The following is a 20,753-nucleotide window of genomic DNA, read 5'->3' on the forward strand; positions in this document are numbered from 1 at the left end:
TCGTCATCCCGTCGGGCGGCGGGGACGCCGCCGCTCCGTCACGACTTTGCCTCATTGCCGCCATCCGCAAGGGCCATCCGGAGGGATGCCGTTGTGGCTCAGGCTTGCGGAGCCGGATTCCCTGCCGCCGTCGCTCCCTCCGCATGTTTCCTCGCCGCGCGCCAGTAGCGCTTGGGGGAAATCCCATGGATGCGCTTGAACGCGTTGCTGAAGGCGCTTTCGGACGCATAGCCGAATCTTTCCGCGAGCATCGACACCGTGGGATTTTCCTCGCGCAGCGCCTTGGCCGCCAAACGCATCCGCCACCCGGCCAGATACGACAGCGGCGCCTCGCCCGCGACCGACTTGAAATGCATCGCAAAGGTCGTGCGCGACATCGAGGCCGCCCTGGCCAGCTCCCCCAGGTGCCAGACGCGGCCGGGATCGCCGTGCATCAGGCGGAGCGCCGGCGCGATCCTTCGGTCTCCGATTGCCCGGAACAGGCCCGCCGCTTTTTGCGACGCGGATGACTCGAGATAAACCCGCAATATTTGCACAAACATCATCTGCACGAGCAGCGCCGACGAAAGCGCGCCGCCCGGCAACTCGCCGGCCCGCTCCCGTGCGAGCTGGCCGAGCAGCCACTTTATCGCCGCCGCCTCCGGCGCCGTGCCGCGGACGTGGATCAATTGCGGCAGGATATCCGCCAGCATGGCGCCACCCGCCGGATCGAGCCGCACATGTCCGCCTATCTGGATGCAGTCGGCCTTGCGGCCCAAGCGCGCGGTTTTGTCGGCGCCGCCTTTGAACAGGCGCAGGGCATCGACGGGCTTGGCGTCCAAATCGCTTGCGAGCACAAACCCGCGCTCTCCCGAAAACAAAAACACGTCGCCCTCGGCGACGCGCACGGGCCGCTTCCATCCGTCAATGCACAGCAGGCAGCTCCCTTTCACCAGGGCGAAGAACTTGATTTTGTCGGGTTGCGGAAAACGGATTGCCCACGAGCCCCCGGCGGTGAAGCCGCCCGCGATGACGGGCTCGGCCTTCACCAGTCTGAGGATGTCGGAAAAAGGATCGGAGATCATGTCCGGACTTTCGCGCATGTTTTGTGGATTTTCAATTATAGACCGTTCACCGCATCAGGCATATACTCGTATCGAACACCATAAATCCGGGAAAAATGAATACGCACACGGTAAACACGACAAACACGACGCAAACGGCGCAGCGCCCCTTCGGTTCCGCCTTCGGGGCCTCCTCGACGGCCGACGATGTCATCGCCGGCATCGATCTCGCGGGCAAGACCGCCATCGTCACCGGCGGCTACGCGGGCATCGGGCTGGAAATCGTCCGCGTCCTGCGCGCCGCGGGGGCGAGAGTCATCGTGCCGGCTCGCGACCTGGTCAAGGCGTCCGCCGCGCTCGCGCGTTTCGACGGCGTCGCTATCGAGCCGATGGACCTGATGAACCCGGCGTCCATCGACGCCTTCGCGAAAAAATACAACGCCGCCGCCGGGCCGCTTCATATTTTGATCAACAACGCCGGCATCATGGCCTGCCCGCTGATGCGCGACGCGCGCGGGCATGAGGCGCAGTTTTCCACCAATCATCTCGGGCATTTCCAGCTCACCGCGCGCCTGTGGCCCGCGCTTCGAAGGGCCGGAGGCGCGCGCGTGGTCGCCGTCTCCTCGCGCGGGCACCGTTATTCCCCCGTCGTTTTCGAGGACATTGATTTCCTGAAACGCGAATACCAGCCGTGGCTCGGCTACGGTCAGTCGAAAAGCGCGAACATCCTTTTCGCGCTGGAGCTGGACAGGCGCGGCGCGCCCGACGGCATCCGTGCGTTTTCCGCGCATCCCGGCAGCATCGTGAACACCGACCTCTCCCGCCATCTCGCAAAGGGAGCCCTGGCCGCCATGGGAGTTGTTGACGGCGGCGGAAACCCGATCCTCGATCCGCTGCGGCAGATGAAAACCGTGGCGCAGGGAGCGGCCACGATTGTCTGGTGCGCGACCAATCCGGCGCTGGCGGGCAAAGGCGGCGTGTATTGCGAAAACAATGACATCGCCCCGCTGTGCACCGACCAGAGCCCCTTGGACCCCGTAAGCGGCGCGGATGCGAACGGCAATTTCGGCGTGATGCCCCACGCCATCGACCCCGCCGCGGCCGCCCGCCTTTGGGACGTGAGCGGACAAATGCTGGGGTGAGCGGTGCATGGGCCGCCTGTCCGCGGGCGGCCCGATCCGGCATGTGGCCCCAAACCCAATACGTCGCAAACATGAAGTCCGGTTTAATGGGAGTGTAACCCAATGGGTTACATTGCATCGACTGCGGTTCTATTAAGAGCGTCTAACAAAAATAACGGGGAACCATTTAGAATAAAGCAGAAGCACGCGGTCCGCACGCGCTCATTTCAACGCCTTCTTGTATTCCGCCAGCGCCATCACGTCCCTCACCTGCGCCTTCCTGCTTACATTTATGCTCAGGGGGACCAGCTTTCCGGCGGCCCCGGCCCGCGCGAATGCCGTTTTTATATTTTCATCCACGTCCAGTCCCGCCACGCCCGCGCGGGTTTTCTCCGTGAAATAAAAACCCGTTTTGATATATCCGTCCCATGCCGACAGCCAGAAGACGGTCTTCTTCTTATACACAACCTTGCATAGCCACGCTTTCCCGTCCTTGTAATAATTCCAGGTCATTTCCAGTCCCGCCGCGCCCGCGGCCGCCGCCAGCGTTTCGTAGGCTGCATGGGCGCGTCCCAGTGCTTTTTTCAAAATATCCGCATCCGGTTTGATATCCGGGTCATTCAACAAAGGTTTTTCCATGGCTGGCAAAAAGGGCTGCCGCCAGCCTGCGGGCGCAGCGGTCTTTGTCAGCCACTTTTTTGGGAAGGAAACGCATCAAGGCGGCCGGTCCGGTTCGGGTTCGCGCGCCTTCCGCGTTTTCGTCCTCCAGGCGCGCGGGGTTTCGCCGGTCGCGCGTTGAAAGGCGCGGGCGAAATGGAACCGGCTGGCGAACCCGCATTCTCCCGCGACGGCCTCGGTTTTCGCATTCGTCGTGCCCAGCAGCAGCCGCGCGTGGGCGAGGCGCAGGCGCATCAGCTCGCCGCTGAGCGTGCGACCGGTCTGCTCGCGGAAACGCGCCTGCAATCCCCGCAGCGGCACCCCGGCGTGCGCGGCCGCGTCGCCCACCCGGATGGCCGTGCGGAAGTGCGCGCGCAAAAACCCGAGCGCGGTCGCCACCCGCAAATCGCGCACCGGCAGCGTGTCGGTCGAGCGGCGCGCGGTCACGCCCTTCACCGGGATGACCACGGGCGCGCGCGGCGCGGCGCGCCCGTCCATCAGCCGGTCGAGGGTGGCGGCGGCGGTGAGGCCGAGTTGCTCGTAGTTGCAGTTCACGCTGCTGAGCGGCACCGGGTTGAAACGGCAGAGGATTTCCGTGTCGTCCACGCCGACCACCGCCAGTTCCTCGGGCACGCGCCGCCCGGCGTGCAGGCATGCGTGGATGACCGCGACGGCGTTGACGTCGTTGGCCGCCATGAGGCCCATCGGCGCGGGCAGGCGCGGCAGGCGGCGGGCGAGGGTGCGAAACGGCAGCTCGGTGAAATGCCCGCCGGCCTCGCGCACGCAACGCGCAAACGCGTCGCTGCGCCGGCGCTCGATCGGGTTTTCGTCAAAGAGCACGTAGCCGAGGCTCCGGAAGCCGAGATCCAGCAGGTGGCGCGCGGCGCAACGCCCGACTTCCTCGTGGCTGATGACCACGTGCGCGTCGCCGCACGCCCGCCCGAGCGGCTGGAGGCTCACGCTCGGCACGCCCGCGCGCTCCATGAAACGCACCAGCGGGCGCAGCGGCGCGGTCACGCCGGGATTGGCGATGATGCCGTCGCCGTCCCAGTGCCGCAGGTCGGGCAGCTTGTGCGTCCAGCGCATTTCGCAATCGAGAGCCCATCCCCGCTCCGCCGCGTAGCGCGCCACGCCTTCCATCACGCGATCCTCCCACCAATACATGGCGAGCAGCACGCGGCGGCGTCTGGCGGCGGGTTTTCTGGTTCCGGGCATTCGCGCAAAATGTCACATTTTTGGCCGCAGAAAAGCACCTTTTGCGTCTGGTTTATGCGATGGAAAACCGCCATGATTGCGGGATGCGTTTTCTGCTTCGCCATCCCCTCCTCCTCGCCGCCGCCGCTGTCGCCTGCGTTTCCGCCAAGGGCGACGACGACAACAAAGGAGCGCGGGCTTTCCAGCCCGCGACCCTCGCGGACAAAAATGTCCGTGCCCCTTTCCATGTCGCCGCACAGCCGGTGCGCGATGTTTTCAACTTCAACCTCGACTGGCGCCTGCACGTCGGCGACCCGGCGGGCGCGCAGGCGCCGGACTTCGACGACCGCGCGTGGAAGCGCGTCACACTGCCGCACGCGTGGAACGAGGACGACGCGTTCAGGCGCGACATCCGCGACCACTCGACCGGCGTCGCGTGGTATCGGAAAACCTTCACGCTCCCGCCCGGCAGCGAGGGGAAAAAGGTGTTTGTCGAGTTCGAGGGCGTGCGGCAGGCGGGCGAATTTTTCCTCAACGGCCGCGCCGTCGGCCTCAGTGAAAACGGCGTGATGGCGGTCGGCCTCGACCTCACCGACTTCGTGCGCCCGCCCGGCCAGCCCAACGTCCTCGCCGTGCGCACCGACAACGACTGGGACTACCGCGAGCGCGCCACCGGCCAGCGTTACCAGTGGGCCGACAAAAACTTCAACGCCAACTATGGCGGCCTCACCAAAAACGCGCGCCTGCACCTCGCCGGGAAACTTTACCAGACGCTGCCGCTTTTCTCGAACCTCGGCACGACCGGCGTGTATGTTTACGCGACCGGCCACGATGTCGCGCGCGGCGCGGCCACGCTCACCGCCGAGTCCGAGGTGCGCAACGAAACCGCCGCCCCGCAGACCGTCGCGTATCGCGTGTCTGTCGCCGACATGGACGGCCGCGTGGTCGCGATCTTCGCCAGCACCGACGCCGACGCCGGGGAATTTTCGATTCTCGATTCTCGATTCTCGATTGAGGCGCTACCGCGCCCGGTGGAAGGGGAGAATGCGACGGGAGCGGCAGCTCCCCCAATCGTTCCGAGCGAAGCGACATGCCCGCCAAATCGAAAATCGAGAATCAAAAATCTCGCCACGCTCGCGCCCGGCGAAACGAAAACCCTGCGCGCCTCGCGCCGCGTCGAGGGCCTGCACTTCTGGAGCTGGGGCTACGGTTATCTCTACACGGTGACGACGGAGCTGCTCGTTGACGGGCGGGTGGTGGATCGCGTCGCCACGCGCACGGGCTTTCGCAAGACGGATTTCTCGCGCGGCCTCATCACGCTCAACGACCGCGTGCTCCAGATGAAAGGCCACGCGCAGCGCACCTCGAACGAATGGCCCGCGCTCGGCCTGTCCGTGCCGCCGTGGCTGAGCGATTTCAGCAACGGCCTCATCGTCGAGGGCAACGGCAACCTCGTGCGCTGGATGCACGTCACGCCGTGGAAGCAGGACATCGAGTCGTGCGACCGCGTCGGCCTCATCCAGGCCATGCCCGCCGGCGATTCCGAGCGCGATCCCGACGGTCGCCGCTGGGGCCAGCGCGTCGAGCTCATGCGCGACGCCATCATCTACAACCGCAACAACCCCAGCATCCTTTTCTACGAGTGCGGCAACCGCGGCATCAGCGAGGAGCACATGCGCGAGATGAAGGCGCTCCGCGACGCCTACGACCCGCACGGGGGCCGCGCCATCGGCTCGCGCGAAATGCTCGCCAGCCGCGTGGCCGAATACGGCGGCGAGATGCTCTACATCAACAAAAGCGCGCGCCTCCCGTTCTGGGCCACCGAGTATTCGCGCGACGAGGGCCTGCGCAAATACTGGGACGAGTTTTCCCCGCCGTATCACCGGGACGGCGACGGCCCGCCCTACCGCGACAAACCCGCGCCCGAATACAACCGCAACCAGGACTCGCACGCCATCGAGAACGTCACGCGCTGGTTCGACTACTGGCGCGAGCGCCCCGGCACCGGCGCGCGCGTGAGCAGCGGCGGCGTGAACATCATCTTTTCCGATTCCAACACCCATCATCGCGGCGCCGAGAACTACCGCCGCAGCGGCGAGGTCGATGCCATGCGCATCCCGAAGGACGGCTTCTTCGCGCACCAGGTGATGTGGGACGGCTGGGTGGACGTGGAGCGTCCGCGCATCCACGTGCTCGGCCATTGGAACTACGCGCCCGGCGTGGTGAAGAGCGTCCACGCCGTGTCGTCCGCCGACGAGGTGGAGTTTTTCCTCAACGGCCGCCCGCTCGGGCGCGGCGCGCAGAGCCGCCGGTTCCTGTTCACGCTCGAAAACGTCGCGTGGGAGCCGGGCGAGTTGTGCGCGGTCGGCTATGCGAAACGCCGCGACGGCACGCGCGAGCAGGTTTGCGAAACCGCGCACATCACCGCGGGCGAACCCGCCGCCCTGCGCCTGCGCGCCATGACGGGCCCGGCCGGTTTCAAGGCCGACGGCGCCGACGTGGCGCTGGTCGAGTTCGAGGTCGTCGATGCGCAGGGCCGCCGCTGCCCCACCGCGCTCAATCCCGTGACCTTCGCGCTCGACGGCCCCGCCGAATGGCGCGGCGGCATCGCGCAAGGCCCGGGCAACCACATCCTCGACACCACGCTGCCCGTCGAGGGCGGCGTGAACCGCGTGCTCGTGCGCTCCACCCGCGAGGCCGGAGTCGTCACGCTGCGCGCCACCTCGCCGGGCTTGCGCGCCGCCGCCGTGGAACTCGTCACGACCGCCGTCGCCGCCGACGCGGGCGGGCTCGCGCGCGCGCTGCCGGCGGACGCCCTGCCATCGTATTTGAAGCGCGGCCCGACGCCCGCCACGCCGTCGTTCACGCCCACGCGCATCGCCGTGCCCATCCAAAGCGCCACCGCCGGTTCCAATGCCGGGGAGGCGTGGGCGGCGTTCGACGACGACGAGACCACCCGTTGGAGAAACGACGGCGCCATCGAAACGGCCTGGCTCACCTGCACGCTCGCCCGTCCCGCCGTGCTCGGCGAACTGACCATGAAACTCACTGGCTGGCGCCAGCAGACCTACCCGCTGGTCGTGCTCGTTGACGGGCAGGAAGTCTGGCGTGGCGAAACCGGGCGCAGCCTGGGTTACATCACCCTCCCACTCAAACCCGTGCGGGGCCGCGAACTCACGCTCAAGCTCGTCGGCGCCGGCGAATCCACAGACGCGTTTGGCATCACCGAACTCGAGGCGCCGCCGCCCGGAAAGATTCCCGACCCCGGCTCCGTGCAAGTCCGCGCCGGCGTGCTCAGCATCATCGAGCTGGAATGCTACGAGGCCGTCGAGCCCCCGATGTAGGGGCTTCGCTTGTGACGCCCGTCGCGGTGCGCCCGCGCCCAGATCCAAACCTCATCACGTCTCCCTAAAAAGTTCTTTCTTCTTTCTCTTTATCTTTCCTCTTTCTCATCCCTTTTGCGGCCTGCTTCAAGGCTGGCGACTGGCTGGGAGAAAGATAAAGATAAAGAGGAAAGAGAAAGATATGGGACCGAACCGGACGACACGGAGGCCGTCCCTCCAGAATAACACACCCTAACGACCGCAGACCGGCCTGCCTTGCCACATCCCTGCGCGACATTTTTCAAAACCGACAACGACCATGAAACTCCCACGCACTCTCGCCCTTGCGCTCGCCGCCACCGTCCTCGCCGCCCACCCCATGGGCGCGGCGGCGCCCGATGCTTCATTATTCATTTTAAATTCCTCATCAGGCGGCGAAACCGCCGCCCCCGCCGCCCTCTACCGCGACGGCTGGATCGATTTCAACAAGAACGGCGCGAAGGACCCCTACGAGGACCCCGCGCTGTCCGTTGACGCGCGCATCGAAGACCTCCTCGCGCGCATGACGCTGGAGGAAAAAACCGCGCAGATGGTCACGCTCTACGGCTTCCCGCGCGTCGCGAAGGACGAACTGCCCACGCCCGCGTGGAAGGACGCGTTCTGGAAGGACGGCATCGGCAACATCGATGAGCACATGAACGGCAACACCGGCTGGACCAACAACCTCGTCCGCCCGAAACACGCCCTGCCTTGGTCGCTCCACACCCGCGCCATCAACGAAGTCCAGCGCTGGTTCGTCGAGCAGACGCGCCTCGGCATCCCGGTCGATTTCACCAACGAGGGCATCCGCGGCCTCCTCCACGCCAAGGCCACCAGCTTCCCCGCGCAACTCGCCGTCGCCAGCACTTGGGACCGCGGTCTGGTCGCCCGCATCGGCCGCATCACCGGGCGCGAGGGCCGCGCGCTCGGCTACACCAACGTCTATTCCCCCGTGCTCGACCTCGCCCGCGACCCGCGCTGGGGCCGCGTCATCGAGACCTACGGCGAGGACCCGTTTCTCGTCGGCGAACTCGGCGTCGAGCAGGTCCGCGGCATCCAGTCGCAGCGCGTCGTCTCCACGTTGAAGCACTTCGCCGTTTACAGCATCCCGAAAGGCGGGCGCGACGGCACCGCGCGCACCGACCCGCAGGCCACCTGGCGCGACGTGCAGACGCTCCACCTCGCGCCTTTCCGCCGCGCCGTGCGCGACGCCGGCGCCCTCGGCGTCATGGCCTCCTACAACGACTACGACGGCATCCCCATGGAGGCCAACAAACTCTTCCTCACCGACATCCTGCGCGGCGAGTATCGATTTAATGGATACGTCGTGTCCGACAGCGCCGCGGTCGAGTTCATCCACACCAAGCACCGCACCGCCGCCACGCCCGCCGACGCCATCCGCCAGTCCGTCGAGGCCGGCCTCAACATCCGCACCAACTTCACCCCGCCCGAGGACTACGGCGAGCCGCTCCGGCGGCTCGTGCGCGACGGCCTGCTTTCCGAGAACCTCATCGACCGGCGCGTGCGCGAGATTCTCCGCGTGAAGTTCTGGCTCGGCCTCTTTGACCAGCCCTATTCGCCCGCGCCCGCCGAGGCCGACCGCATCGTGCGCCATCCCGACCACCTGGCCGTCGCCGCCGAGGCCGCGCGAAAATCAATCGTCCTGCTCAAGAACGAAAACCACGCGCTGCCGCTCGATGCGAAAAAGATCGGGCGCATCCTCGTCGCCGGCCCGCTTGCCGACGACGCGCACGGCTGGTGGTCGCGCTACGGCGCGCAACTCCTCGATTTCGTCACGCCGCTCGCCGGCATCCGCGCCCGCGCCGCGTCCGCCGGCATCGAGGTGTCTTATGAAAAGGGCGTCGCCGTGAAGGACGCCGCTTTTCCCGAAAGCGACGTGTATAAAGAAGCGCCCGATGCCGCCGTGCGCGCCGGCATCGCCGCCGCCGTCGCCGCCGCGCGCGGCGTGGACGTGATCATCGCCACGCTCGGCGAAACCGACGACCTCTGCCGCGAATCCGCCAGCCGCATCAGCCTGAACCTGCCCGGCTATCAGGAGGAACTGCTCCAGGCGCTCCACGCCACCGGCAAGCCCGTCGTCCTCGTGCTCAGCAACGGACGCCCGCTCTCCGTGAACTGGGCCGCGAAGCACATCCCTGCCATCGTCGAGATGTGGTTCCCCGGCGAGGAAGGCGGCGCCGCGCTCGCCGACATTCTTTTCGGCGATTACAATCCTAGCGGGCGACTTCCCATCACGTTTCCGAAAAGCGCCGGGCAGATCCAGATGAACTTCCCCGCGCGCCCCGGCTCGCAAGGCCGCGACTACGGCCAGGTCGAGGGCATCCTGTTTCCCTTCGGCCACGGGCTCGGCTACACGACGTTTGCCTATTCCAACCTGAAAATCACGCCGGACAAACAAGGCCCGCAAGGCCGCGTCGAGGTATCCTGCGACGTGACCAACACCGGCACGCGCGCCGGAGACGAGATCGTGCAACTCTATCTGCGCGACGACTACAGCAGCGTCGTCACCTTCGAAAGCGTGCTGCGCGGCTTCGAGCGCGTGACGCTCGCGCCCGGCGAAACCCGGACCGTGCGTTTCACGCTTCGCCCCGAACACCTCGCGCTCTACGACCGCCTGCACCAGTGGACGGTCGAGCCCGGGCATTTCAGCGTGATGGTCGGCGCGTCCTCGGAGGACATCCGCCTGCGCGGCGGCTTCGACATCGTCGATGCCGCCGGCCGCCTCGAACGGCCGGCCGGCGCGACCGACGACCTCGACCCGCGCTGAGGCGGGGATAAGGCCGTTTACGGCATGGATTTGGGCTTTTGGAGGGCCGAGCTCCCGCGAGGCCGTCGCGGATAGACGCCACGTTTCCCGGCCACGGCCTCGCGGGAGCTCGGCCCTCCACGGCTGATTTTCCACCGCAAAATTTCCGCCCGCTTCCCCGGTCGCGATTTTCGCCGATTCGTTTATCCGCGTTTCACGCCGGACATTTCCGCACCCGCCGCATGATGGCGCCGAACAGCACTTCCGGCTTCGCGTCCAGTGCCCGCGCCAGCCAGAGAAATTCCACAAGGTCGAGCCGCCGCTCGCCCTGCTCGATTTTTGCAATCACCGATTGCGGCCAGCCGCACCCTGACGCCACGGCCGCCTGAGTCAGCCCGCGCCGCTTGCGCTCCTCGCGCAACGCCAGTCGCACGGCCTCGCCCTCGGCGGAGAACAATGACTTCTCGGAAAAATTGCCCATTCGTCAGGCAATTTATATCCGATCGGATAAATTATCCTAAAATCGGATAATTTACTTGTGCCGGTCTCCCCCCGCCTGCATATGCTTCCGCGCTGTCCCGACGCGCGTCGCCCGCGACAAATTTCAAACAACAATCGCAGTGAAAATGGGAACTCTGCCGGCCGCCCTGTTCGCGGCTTTGCTTCAAATTGCCGCGCCCGCCGCCAGCGACACCGCGACTTTCGCCCCGCGAGGCGGCTTGCTCGACGCGCGCCCCATGACCCTCCTCGTCACCCCCCGCGACGCCTCCTCCGCCGCCGGCACGTGGCATTTCACCGGGCTGGACGGCCAGCTCACCTCCGCCTCCGCAGGCAGCGCCGGCCGCGTCCAAGGCTCCGTCACCGTCGCCGCCAGCGGTGCGCTCACCTTCTCGTGGGACCCCACGGCCGACCTGACCCTGTCCTTCGCCGCCGACCCCGCCGCGCCCGCGTGCGTTACCGCCAGCACCGTCGCCCTCATCGCCGGCGCTGCCGGCGCGACCTTCGATGCCCGCGCCAAACTGCTCAAGATCGACGCCGACACGTGGACGCTCCAAACCGTCAGCCTGGCCAGGAGCGGCGCCACTGTCACCGGAGGCCGCGTCATCGCCGGCATCCTCCACCGCGACCCTCTGCCGGCGCCCGGCGCCGCCGTTTGGGAAAGGGAGGTCGACTCCAACGACACCAAATTCAGCCTCTACGGCGACGGCGGCTACTACAACAGCTACGAGGGAGCCGCCACCCAATGCTTCCTGTTCAACCAGACCCTCGACGGTCCGTATAGGGCGTATTTCTATGGCGGCGGGGAGGACTGCCGCAACGGCGCCCAAAACACATGGAGAAAATATTACGCCGTCACCCGCAGCGCCGACGGTGGCATTTGGTCCCGCCTCATCCACGGCGGCGACCCCTTCGAACTGCACACCAAGTGGGAAGGCTCCACATTTTACTATACCGAGACTTACAAACACGGCGGCGGCGGCGCCTACGAAAACAAGGACAAGTGGGAAAACGGTGTCTGGTATCGGTGGGATGATCGCGACAACGCTTGGAAAGCGGAAGACGGCATCGGCGGCCTTTTGCCCGACGGCAGTTTTTACGCTGCCGACGATGGCGGCAAGAACGGGATGATTTTCGGGAAAAGGCTCCTCTTCCAGCTCCCCGGCGATCGTCTCGCACTCGCCCATGTCTCGTTCGACGCAGGAGGCGAACTCTATTCCCGCGCATGGGTCGAAAGCACACCCTTCGGCAGCGGTGACAGCAATGGCAATGGCGGCGGAAACAGCGGTGGAGGTGAAGGCGGAGGAGGCGGAGGTGCCCCCGTGCTCCCCGCGCTGGCCTTGCTCGCTGCGCTCCTTGCCCTGCGGGTCCGCAAAAAATAGGAGCGCGGGCATGGCAACCCGTGGGTGCGATTCGAAGTGGTGCCAGAATCAAAAGGGATAAGGAAAAACGCTTGCGCGGGAGCGGCGGCGTCCCGCCGCCGGACGCGAGCAATGCGAGCGCCCGTTCACATGCAGGTTTTCGCGCATCCAATCGCAAATGGGCGAGGCTTCGCCTCGTCCGGCGGCGGGACGCCGCCGCTCCGTGCGCAAGCGTCCCTTGATGGCACGACTTTGAATCGCACCCAAAACCCGCCCGTGCCGGAAATTTGAGTTTGCCACCCGCGGGGCACGGCGGATTGTCTCAACCCTCACGTTCATTTTTCAACCAGCACCCAAAACCATCACCACATCGCCATGGCCGAACTCGTAGGAAACGTCTTGGTGGGCCAGTCCGGAGGCCCCACCGCCGTCATTAATGCCAGCATCGCCGGAGTCGTCTCCGAGGCGCTCAACCACGAGTGCATCGAGGAAATTTACGGCTCGCTCAACGGCGTGCTCGGAATCCTCAACGAGGAATTCGTCGATCTCGCCTCCGAGTCGCAGCAGACCATCCGCGGACTCCGCCACACGCCCGGCGCCGCCCTCGGCACCTGCCGTTACAAGCTCAAGAAAATCCAGGACTTCGAGCGCGTCCTCGAAGTTTTCAAGGCCCACAATATCCGCTATTTCTTCTACGCCGGCGGCAACGACTCGCAGGACACCGCCGACAAAATCTCCAAGCTCGCGCAGGAACAGGGCTATGACCTCCGCGTCATCGGCATCCCGAAGACCATCGACAACGACCTCCCCGTGACCGACCACTGCCCCGGCTACGGCTCCGTCATCAAATACATTTGCACCACCGTCCGCGAAGTCGCCTGCGACAACGAGGCCATGGGCCAGGGCGACCTCGTGCAGATCGTCGAGGTCATGGGCCGCAACGCCGGCTGGATCGCCGCCGGCGCCGCGCTCGCCAAGCGCCGCGACCACCCGCACGACCCGCCGCACCTCATCTACCTCCCCGAGGTGGCCTTCACCACCGAGAAATTCGTCGCCGACGTGCAGCGCGTGCTCAAGCGCGAGAAATACTGCCTCATCGTCGTCGGCGAGGGCTTGGTCGACCCCGACGGCAACTACATCTCCGCCGATGACAAGACCGACGCCTTCGGCCACGCCCAGCTCGGCGGCGCCGCCGAGTATCTCCAAAGCCTCGTCGAGCAAAACCTCCCGGGCGTGAAGGCCCGCACCGTGAAGCTCGGCATGGCCCAGCGCGCCGCCGCCCACGCCGGTTCGAAAGCCGACGCCGACGAGGGCTTCCTCGCCGGCCAGGCCGCCGTGAAAGCCGCCGTGCTCGAAGCCGAGACCGACAAGATGGTCACGCTCGTCCGCGGCGACACCGATCACTATAGCTGCGAGACCGGCCTCGCCCCGCTCGCCGACATCGCCAACGGGGTCAAGAAACTCCCCCGCGAGTGGATCAACGAGGACGGCGTGAGCATGAGCCACCAATTCGTGCGCTACGCCCAGCCCCTCATCCAGGGCGAGACGGCGGTCCCGCACGAAAACGGCCTCCCCGTTTACGCCAAGCTCGACAAGGTCCGCGTGGACAAGCTCCTCACGCCCTACGAGGTCTGAGCCTGGGGTCGCAGTTTCAATTTCATTGATTTCAATCACCAAACCGCCCGTCGATCGGGCGGTTTTTTCGTTTCGTCCGGCGTGGCCGCCAGCAGGGACATGGCGCTTGGCCTTATCGCGCCTGTCTTCGGCAGGGGAATTCCCAATGATATAGTGTTTTCATTTAACAGTGGCGCGGCAGCGCCGGTAGGGCGAAGCCTCCGGCTGAGCCGAGGCTCGGCGGGGACGCCTCGCCCTACCTTTTGGGCCAAGGTTGAGAGAAAATACTATAATTGGTTTTGGAGTCCACTTCCGGACGAATGGACGGGTCCCTCCGGAAGAAGAGCCATTCTCGATCATAAATGGCCTGAAGCCGGACGATGGATAGGGCTACAGCAGCGCGCCGATCTGCTCGAAATACAGGTCCACCCAGCGGTGCAGCACGAGGAAATACAGCAGCGCGCCCGCCGCCAGCATCGGGCCGTAGGGCACGTGCGCGCCCATGCCGATCTCGGCGGGCTCGTCGCCGGGTTCGAGCGCCTTGACCTGCACTTTCCTGCCGCGGATTTTTCCCCACGCGAGCGCGAGGACGAACCACGCCGAACCGAGCAGCGCGCCGCCGAAAATCGCCACCACCGCCCCCTGCCAGCCGCAGAACGCCCCGATCGCACCGAGGAATTTCACGTCGCCGAAGCCCATCGCCTCCTTCCGCAAAACCGCCTCCGCGATGAGCGCGATCCACAGGATGAGCGCCGAGCCGATGAGCAGGCCCTTGAGCGCGATGACGCCGGAGCGCAGCGCCGCGACGATGAAAATCTCGTGCGCCTGCCCGTGCAGCGACGGCACCGCGCAGGCCAGGATCACGCCGGCCACGCCGAGCCCGATGGTGAACACGTCGGGGATCTCGAAGTGGTCCAAGTCGATGAACGTGGCGCAGATCAGCGCGCTCACAAAGAGCATCCCGCAAAGCGCCTTGGCCGGCGGAAACAGGAGCCAGCAGGCCAGAAACAACAGCGCCGTGAGCGCCTCGATGGCCGGGTAACGGAACGAATAGGGCCGCCCGCAGCAGCGCGCCCGCCCGCGCAGGATGAACCAGCTCAGGATCGGTATGTTGTCGAACCACGCGATGGGTTTCCCGCACGCGCAATGCGAGCCGGGCCGCACCACGGATTGCCCAGCCGGGATGCGGTAGATGCAGACATTGAGGAAGCTGCCGACGCACGCCCCGAACAGGAAAACCGCCGCCGGGAAAAACCACGGCATGGAAGTGGAGAGGGTGGAGTAAAGGGAACTCATGGTGCGGATGCCGGCATTGCCGCAAATGACGGCGCGCCCCCGGACGGTTGTCAAAGTCCGAAAAGCATCCCCGGCGGCGCGGGGAGTGGCCCCAGGCGGCGGCATTTTGGCTGTTTTTCCGTTGGCGAAAACGCGCGCGCTTGGTCTAACTGGCGGCTTGCCGTGATGACCAAGAAAAAATCCGCCGCCGTTGATAACAACAATAACAGGAGCGCGGGCATTCCTGCCCGCGTCGTCGCGGACAAGTTCCGAGCGGAGCGAGAAGCCTGCCATGTCCGCGCTCCCGTTTCCTCCGACGCCGCCACGATCCCGAACGTCCTCGCCGAGCGTTACGCCTCGCCCGCGCTGAAGGCCGTCTGGTCGCCCGCCGGGCGCATCGGCATCGAGCGCGATTTCTGGATCGCCGTGATGAAGGCGCAGCGCGATCTCGGCGTCGCGATTCCCGCGCAGGCCATCGCCGACTACGAGCGCGTGAAAGGCGACATCAACCTCGCCCGCATCGCGGAACGCGAGCGCCTCACCCTGCACGACGTGAAGGCGCGCATCGAGGAGTTTTCCGGGCTGGCGGGGCACGAGTGCATCCATCTGGGCCTGACCAGCCGCGACCTCACCGAGAACGTCGAGCAGCTCCAGGTGCACCGCTCGCTCGGCGTCGTGCGCATGAAGGCCGCCGCCGCGCTCCTCGCGCTGGCGAAACAGGCGCGCGCGCACCGCGCGCTCATGCTCACCGGCCGCACGCACAATGTCCCCGCGCAGCCCACGACGCTCGGCAAGCGCCTCGCGATGTTCGGGCAGGAGCTGCTGGCGGCGTTCACGCGCATCGACGAGCTTGCGGCGCGTTATCCCGTGCGCGGCCTGAAGGGCGCGGTCGGCACGCAGCTCGACCAGCTCACGCTTCTCGGCGGCAGCGCGGCCAAGGTCGCGAGGCTGGAGGCGCGCGTGGTGAAACACCTCGGCTTCAAGACACCGCTCTTCGCGGTCGGGCAGGTTTACCCGCGCTCGCTCGACTTCGAGGTCGTGTCGGCGCTGCACCAGCTCGCCGCCGCCGCCGCGAGTTTCGCCACCACGCTGCGCCTCATGGCCGGGCAGGGACTGCTCACCGAAGGCTTCCAGAAGGGCCAGGTCGGCTCGTCCGCCATGCCACACAAGGTCAACGCGCGCAACTGCGAGCGCATTTGCGGCTTTGCGACGATTCTCAGCGGCTACGTGACGATGACCGGCGCGCTCGCCGGGCACCAGTGGAACGAGGGCGACGTGTCATGCTCGGTCGTGCGCCGCGTGGCGCTGCCGGACGCGTTTTTCGCCATCGACGGGTTGCTCGAAACCTACCTCACGGTGCTGCGGCAGATGGAAATCTTTCCGGCGGCCATCGCGGCGGAAAACACCCGCAACCTCCCCTTCCTCGCCACGACCACGATCCTCATGGAGGCGGTCAAGGCCGGCGCGGGCCGCGAGACCGCGCACGAGGCGATCAAGGAGCACGCGCTCGCCGCCGCCAAGGCGATGCGCTCGGGCGGCGACGCCGACCTCGTCGGACGCCTCGCCGGCGATGCGCGCCTGAAACTCACGCGCGCCAAACTCGAAGCGATCCTTTCCGAGGGCAGCCGTTTTGTCGGCGCGGCCCCGCAGCAGGTGGACATGTTCGTCGCCGAGGCGCGCCGCGCCGCCGCCAAGGTAAAAGGCGCCGCGGGCTACCAGCCGGGACGGCTGCTGTGATGGCGCCGCCGATTTCGTAGGGCGCGACCTTGCGTCGCGCCGCGCATGACGGGAAACGGTTCGCAGTCGGTGCCGGTGCCGGCGCGGTGTTCGCGGCCTGACACGAGGTCAGGCCCTACAAAATGGCGCCGGCGGCGGCTCAACCGAAACGTTTTGGGAAACGGCGGAACAATTCGTCCACGCCGCGCGCGAAGGCCGATTCCGGCGGACCCTCCGGGGCGGCGAAGGTCGCCGCCGCCCTTGCGTCCGGGGTGCCGTGCGGCATGGCGACCGACACGCCCGCCCATTGAAAGAGCGGCACGTCGTTGTCGCCGTCGCCAAAACCCAGCGCGTCCGCGGCATCCACGCCGAGATGCGCCGCCAGCGAGGCCATGGCCGCGCCCTTGGTCGCCTCGGGCGGGACAAACTCCAGCATGCGCGCGCTGGTGCGCACCTTCGTCGCATGCGTCCGCGCCAGCGAGGGGGCCGCGAACGCGCGGTCGATGGCCTCGGGCTCGGCATCCCAGACGAGCTTGAAAATCTTTCGCTCCAGCAACCCGGCCTCGTCCACCCGCACGACGCGGCGCCCGGCCAGTTCCTCGTAATGCCGGAGCGCCGGCCCTTCCGATTCCAGCTTGCACGCAAACACATCGTTGTCGGAATAAACCACCACCGCGAACCCCCAGGCGCGTCCGAGTGCCAGCGCCTCGCGGGCGTGCTCCGCCGCCAAAAACCGTTGCTCCAGCACGCGGCCGCGCGCCAGGTCCGACACTTCCCCGCCCTGCGCGGACACCAGCCAGCGAATGCCGCCCAGCGATTCGGCATAAGGGCGGATGGTGTGGTGATGCCGCCCCGAGGCCGGCACGACCTCCACCCCCGCCGCTTGCAGGCGCGCCACAGCCCGCCGGTTTTCGTCCCCGATACGCGAGTCCGGTCCGAGCAAGGTTCCATCGAGATCAATCGCAGCCAGCCTGAATTTGCCTGATTTTGCTTGTTTCATATCAATATTTCAGCCAATTTTGGCCGAAAATCAGCTTTTTCAAGCAAAATAATGCAATAACACGCATAAACAGGCAAATCCGAAGACAAATATGCTCACCCAAGAACGTCATGCTTTCATCATGGAGAAGCTCGTCACGGCAGGGCGTGTGCTTTCGTCGGAACTCAGCGGCGAGCTGGGTGTTTCGGAAGACACGATCCGCCGCGACCTGCGGCAGCTCTCCGCCTCGGGCCTGCTGCTGAAGGTCCACGGCGGCGCCGTGCCGCGTTCCAACATCGAGCTTGAGTTCAACAATCGCGCCCGCGCGCAGTTGCCCGAGAAACGCGCCATCGCCGCCGCCGCCATCCGGTTCCTGCGCCCGCAGACGGTGGTGTTTTTCGACGCGGGCACGTCCGTGCTCGAGGTGGCGCGCGCGGTGCCGCGCGACCTCGCGTTTACCGCCGTGACCCACAGTCCGCTGGCCGCCGCCGCGCTGGCCGACCTGCCGTCGGTCGAGGTGCATCTCATCGGCGGAATGATCCTCAAGCGCGGCATCGTCGCCACCGGGCCGGACACGATTGACGGCTACCGGAAAATCCGCGCCGACATCGGTTTTTTCGGCGTCGCGTGCATCGACGTGGAGGCGGGCATGACCGATCCGTCGCACGAGGAGGCGGCGGTGAAGGCGGCGATGATCGAAAACACCGCCACCACGGTGATCCTCGCCGTCTCGGACAAGCTCGGCAAGGTCTCAAACTTCGTCACCGCGCCCACCGCGACCTTCGATCACTTGGTGACGGACGCCGGCGCGCCCGAATCCGTGCTCGCCGCCTGGCGCGCCGCCGGCGTGGACGTGCTCGTGGCGGGGGCGCCCGGCAGCGGCAGCAGATCGTAGTGGCGCGGAACCAGATTTTTTTAACCGCGAAGGACGCAAAGAGCGCGAAGAAGATCATGATTGCCCTTCGCGTTCTTCGCGTCCTTTGCGGTTAATTCCGCTTTGTTAACCGAGTTTACGCGGACGGCCCGAGGGGATTGCGTGGCATGGGCGTCCCCGCCCATGCGTCCGGGGGGTTGCGGCGCGGAGCGCCGTCCACGGGCGGGGACGCCCGTGCCACACGACCCGCCCCGCCTCGGCTCACCGCGCGATGTCGCGCTGGCCGAGAATGGTGTGACCGCAAAGGAACAGGCAGCGCGCGGCCTCCTCGGGATATTCCACGTGCAGCGCCAGCGCGGATTTTTCGCCGGGACGTTTTATGAAACTATACAGGTAGTGGATGTTGATCTCCGCCTCGAAGAGCGCGGCGAGGATTTTGCCGAGGTCGGCCTCGCTCGCGATGCTCACCACCAGCACGTCGTTTTCCGTGTAAGGAAAATCATTGTTGATCATCAGCTCCCGAGCGCGGTCGGGATCGTCGACCACGATGCGCAGGATGGTGCTGTGCGTGGTGTCGAGCGCGGTGACGGCGACGATGTGGACGTCGTGTTCCGCGAAAAGCGCGGCGAGATCGTGCAGGCGGCCGATGCGGTTTTCGGTGAAAATGGAAAACTGCCTCACCGGGTCGCTGGAATAGGAAGTGATTTCGGCGGACATGGCTGCGGGGAAAGCAATCTGGCACGCCGCCGCGCGGAGTCAGTTTTCTTTTTTCGGGCGGTAAAACAAGGCCGTGGCTCCCACCGAGCCGACGCAGGCGCAGCGGCCCTCAGCGGCGATTTGCCCGCAGAGCGCGGCGCGTTCCCGCCGGTCGGTCCCGAGAAAGCGCAGCTTGACGAGCGCCTGCGCGTCGAGCGCGCGCTGCAACTCGCCGAGAAACGCGGGCGTGAGGCCGGCTTTGCCGAGCTTGAGGGCGGGCGCGAGAAGCTGGCCCATGCCGCGAAGACGCGTTTTTTCGGCGCCGGTAAGGATGATATCGGACATGGAAAGGCAGTGAGGCGGGGCCGCCGTCGCGCCCGGCGCGAGCCGCCGGTTGCGCGGCGGGCGGTGGGCGCGATGCGAGCCGCCGGGGCCGGTCAGGGCGCAGCGACGTCGGCGGCGCTGCGCATGGACGCGGTGTCGCGCGTGCCGTCCACCCGGCGCGGCTCGGGCATGGGATAGCGCGTGCCGCCGATTTCCATGTCGAGGTTCTGGAACGGCTCGGCCTCGATGCGCAGCGCGCCGCGGCGCGGGATCACGCGCGATTCGCCGGCCGGGATGGTGCCCTGATAGAGGATGGCGCCGCCGGAGGCCATGTTGGCTTTCACGACGACAGGGCCGTTTTTGGACACAAGCGTGAGCACGGTCTCGCCGGCCTGCGGGCGCAGCCAGACCTCGGAGGGCACGGCGGCCTGCGCGGCCGAGGTGTCGGTCTTCGCGCCGCGCCCGCCGAAAATCGCCCAAAGCAGCACGATGATGATGACGAGCGTGCCGACGGCGATGGCTCCGGCCTTGACGAGGAGTTTTTTGTCGATGGGCAGCCCGCCGGACGAGTGCGGGACAAAGGTGGCGGGATTGCGCGGCGCGGAGGAGGGCTGCTCGACCGGGCTGACTCCGCCATGCGCGGGGCCTTCCGCCGCGGCGGCGGATTGCTGCGCGGCGGCGGCGGACGGCGTTTCCTTCGGCGCGGAGGAACTCGAGATATCCATGCGGCCGTAAACCTCGCGGCTCAGCGGCGAACGCGACTTGCCGGCGGTGGCGAGGCCGAGCGCGTTGTAGTCGCTGATGATTTTGTCGGCGGGCAGCTTCAGATAATTGGCATACGAGCGGAGGAACCCGCGCACATAAATTTCGGGCAGGCGGATGTCGTATTGGTTGCCCTCGAATTTGTGGAGATACTCGCTGCGGATTTTGATGGCTTCCGCGGCTTCGCGAATGGTGATGCCTTTGCGCTTGCGGGCTTCTTCAAGACGTTCGCCGATGGATTGCATGGTGGGGAGTTAAGGGCAAAAGACGTGGAAAGGGGAAGGAGGAAGTGGTTGTCGGGCGCGCTTTCTAGCCCAAATGCGGCGCGGTGGCAAGCGGCTTGGTGCAGGGCGGGAAAATGGAGGAGGCGGGCCGAAACGTCCCGGAAAGGAGCGCGGGCATTCCTGCCCGCGACGGGCGGAAGATTTCGCGGGCAGGAATGCCCGCGCTCCTGTAATGGGGGCGAGTCGAGAGTTTCTCCGTTCAGGCCGGCCCGCTCGAAAGGCGGCG

Annotated in this window: 16 protein-coding genes; 7 read left to right on the forward strand and 9 right to left on the reverse strand. The window is 66.3% G+C overall.

All coding sequences use genetic code 11. The annotated features are described in order from the left end of the window. Window positions 1-98 precede the first annotated feature (98 nt). Window positions 99-1,064 carry an AraC family transcriptional regulator gene (locus OH491_RS14025; protein WP_068771144.1) on the reverse strand — a complete coding sequence of 322 codons (966 nt, stop codon included), beginning with the start codon at window positions 1,062-1,064 and terminating at the stop codon, window positions 99-101. Window positions 1,065-1,159: 95 nt separating this feature from the next. Between OH491_RS14025 and OH491_RS14030 the strand changes: the two genes are divergently transcribed. Beyond that, the gene (locus tag OH491_RS14030) at window positions 1,160-2,185 is read left to right on the forward strand and encodes an SDR family NAD(P)-dependent oxidoreductase (RefSeq protein WP_068770701.1); all 1,026 of its coding nucleotides are present in this window, start codon (window positions 1,160-1,162) and stop codon (window positions 2,183-2,185) included. A gap of 201 nt (window positions 2,186-2,386) precedes the next feature. On the opposite strand, the gene OH491_RS14035 is transcribed toward OH491_RS14030, so the two are convergent. Both OH491_RS14035 and OH491_RS14040 read right to left on the reverse strand, forming a co-directional pair. Next, a complete protein-coding gene (locus tag OH491_RS14035) occupies window positions 2,387-2,803 on the reverse strand; it encodes a DUF3788 family protein (RefSeq protein ID WP_068770700.1) in 417 nt (138 codons plus the stop codon). A 75-nt stretch (window positions 2,804-2,878) separates the two neighbouring features. Then, the gene (locus OH491_RS14040; protein WP_068770699.1) at window positions 2,879-4,036 is read right to left on the reverse strand and encodes a substrate-binding domain-containing protein; all 1,158 of its coding nucleotides are present in this window, start codon (window positions 4,034-4,036) and stop codon (window positions 2,879-2,881) included. Between the two features lie 83 nt (window positions 4,037-4,119). Between OH491_RS14040 and OH491_RS14045 the strand changes: the two genes are divergently transcribed. Next, window positions 4,120-7,359 carry a glycoside hydrolase family 2 protein gene (locus OH491_RS14045; RefSeq protein ID WP_334319376.1) on the forward strand — a complete coding sequence of 1,080 codons (3,240 nt, stop codon included), beginning with the start codon at window positions 4,120-4,122 and terminating at the stop codon, window positions 7,357-7,359. A gap of 298 nt (window positions 7,360-7,657) precedes the next feature. Beyond that, on the forward strand, window positions 7,658-10,165 hold the full coding sequence (locus OH491_RS14050; RefSeq protein WP_068770697.1) for a glycoside hydrolase family 3 C-terminal domain-containing protein: 2,508 nt from the start codon (window positions 7,658-7,660) through the stop codon (window positions 10,163-10,165). 193 nt (window positions 10,166-10,358) lie between these two features. Here the strand turns inward: OH491_RS14050 and OH491_RS14055 are convergent, their stop codons facing one another. Continuing rightward, entirely contained in the window at window positions 10,359-10,625 is a 267-nt protein-coding gene (locus OH491_RS14055; protein WP_068770696.1) for a helix-turn-helix domain-containing protein, read from the reverse strand. A gap of 145 nt (window positions 10,626-10,770) precedes the next feature. Between OH491_RS14055 and OH491_RS14060 the strand changes: the two genes are divergently transcribed. After that, entirely contained in the window at window positions 10,771-12,024 is a 1,254-nt protein-coding gene (locus OH491_RS14060; protein WP_068770695.1) for a hypothetical protein, read from the forward strand. A 354-nt stretch (window positions 12,025-12,378) separates the two neighbouring features. Continuing rightward, window positions 12,379-13,638: a 6-phosphofructokinase gene (locus tag OH491_RS14065; protein ID WP_068770694.1), complete on the forward strand. Its 1,260-nt coding sequence runs from the start codon at window positions 12,379-12,381 to the stop codon at window positions 13,636-13,638. A 369-nt stretch (window positions 13,639-14,007) separates the two neighbouring features. Here the strand turns inward: OH491_RS14065 and OH491_RS14070 are convergent, their stop codons facing one another. Then, a complete protein-coding gene (locus OH491_RS14070) occupies window positions 14,008-14,913 on the reverse strand; it encodes a prepilin peptidase (RefSeq protein ID WP_068771143.1) in 906 nt (301 codons plus the stop codon). 165 nt (window positions 14,914-15,078) lie between these two features. Here OH491_RS14070 and purB point away from each other — a divergent pair, with 165 nt between their 5' ends. Further along, window positions 15,079-16,629 carry an adenylosuccinate lyase gene (gene purB, locus OH491_RS14075; protein ID WP_084442254.1) on the forward strand — a complete coding sequence of 517 codons (1,551 nt, stop codon included), beginning with the start codon at window positions 15,079-15,081 and terminating at the stop codon, window positions 16,627-16,629. A gap of 139 nt (window positions 16,630-16,768) precedes the next feature. On the opposite strand, the gene OH491_RS14080 is transcribed toward purB, so the two are convergent. Continuing rightward, the gene (locus OH491_RS14080) at window positions 16,769-17,608 is read right to left on the reverse strand and encodes an HAD-IIB family hydrolase (RefSeq protein ID WP_068770693.1); all 840 of its coding nucleotides are present in this window, start codon (window positions 17,606-17,608) and stop codon (window positions 16,769-16,771) included. Window positions 17,609-17,699: 91 nt separating this feature from the next. Between OH491_RS14080 and OH491_RS14085 the strand changes: the two genes are divergently transcribed. Then, complete coding sequence (locus tag OH491_RS14085) at window positions 17,700-18,482, forward strand: DeoR/GlpR family DNA-binding transcription regulator (RefSeq protein ID WP_068770692.1); 783 nt, start codon at window positions 17,700-17,702, stop codon at window positions 18,480-18,482. A gap of 240 nt (window positions 18,483-18,722) precedes the next feature. Here OH491_RS14085 and OH491_RS14090 read toward each other — a convergent pair whose 3' ends face one another. From OH491_RS14090 to OH491_RS14100, 3 genes are all read right to left on the reverse strand, one after another. Further along, window positions 18,723-19,178: an acetolactate synthase gene (locus tag OH491_RS14090; RefSeq protein ID WP_068770691.1), complete on the reverse strand. Its 456-nt coding sequence runs from the start codon at window positions 19,176-19,178 to the stop codon at window positions 18,723-18,725. A gap of 39 nt (window positions 19,179-19,217) precedes the next feature. Next, window positions 19,218-19,502, reverse strand: coding sequence for a YhbY family RNA-binding protein (locus OH491_RS14095; protein ID WP_068770690.1), 285 nt, complete (start codon window positions 19,500-19,502; stop codon window positions 19,218-19,220). Between the two features lie 92 nt (window positions 19,503-19,594). Beyond that, window positions 19,595-20,488: a helix-turn-helix domain-containing protein gene (locus OH491_RS14100; protein WP_068770689.1), complete on the reverse strand. Its 894-nt coding sequence runs from the start codon at window positions 20,486-20,488 to the stop codon at window positions 19,595-19,597. Between the last annotated feature and the right edge of the window lie 265 nt (window positions 20,489-20,753).

It is taken from the genome of Termitidicoccus mucosus, from assembly GCF_038725785.1.
Lineage (GTDB): Bacteria > Verrucomicrobiota > Verrucomicrobiia > Opitutales > Opitutaceae > Termitidicoccus > Termitidicoccus mucosus.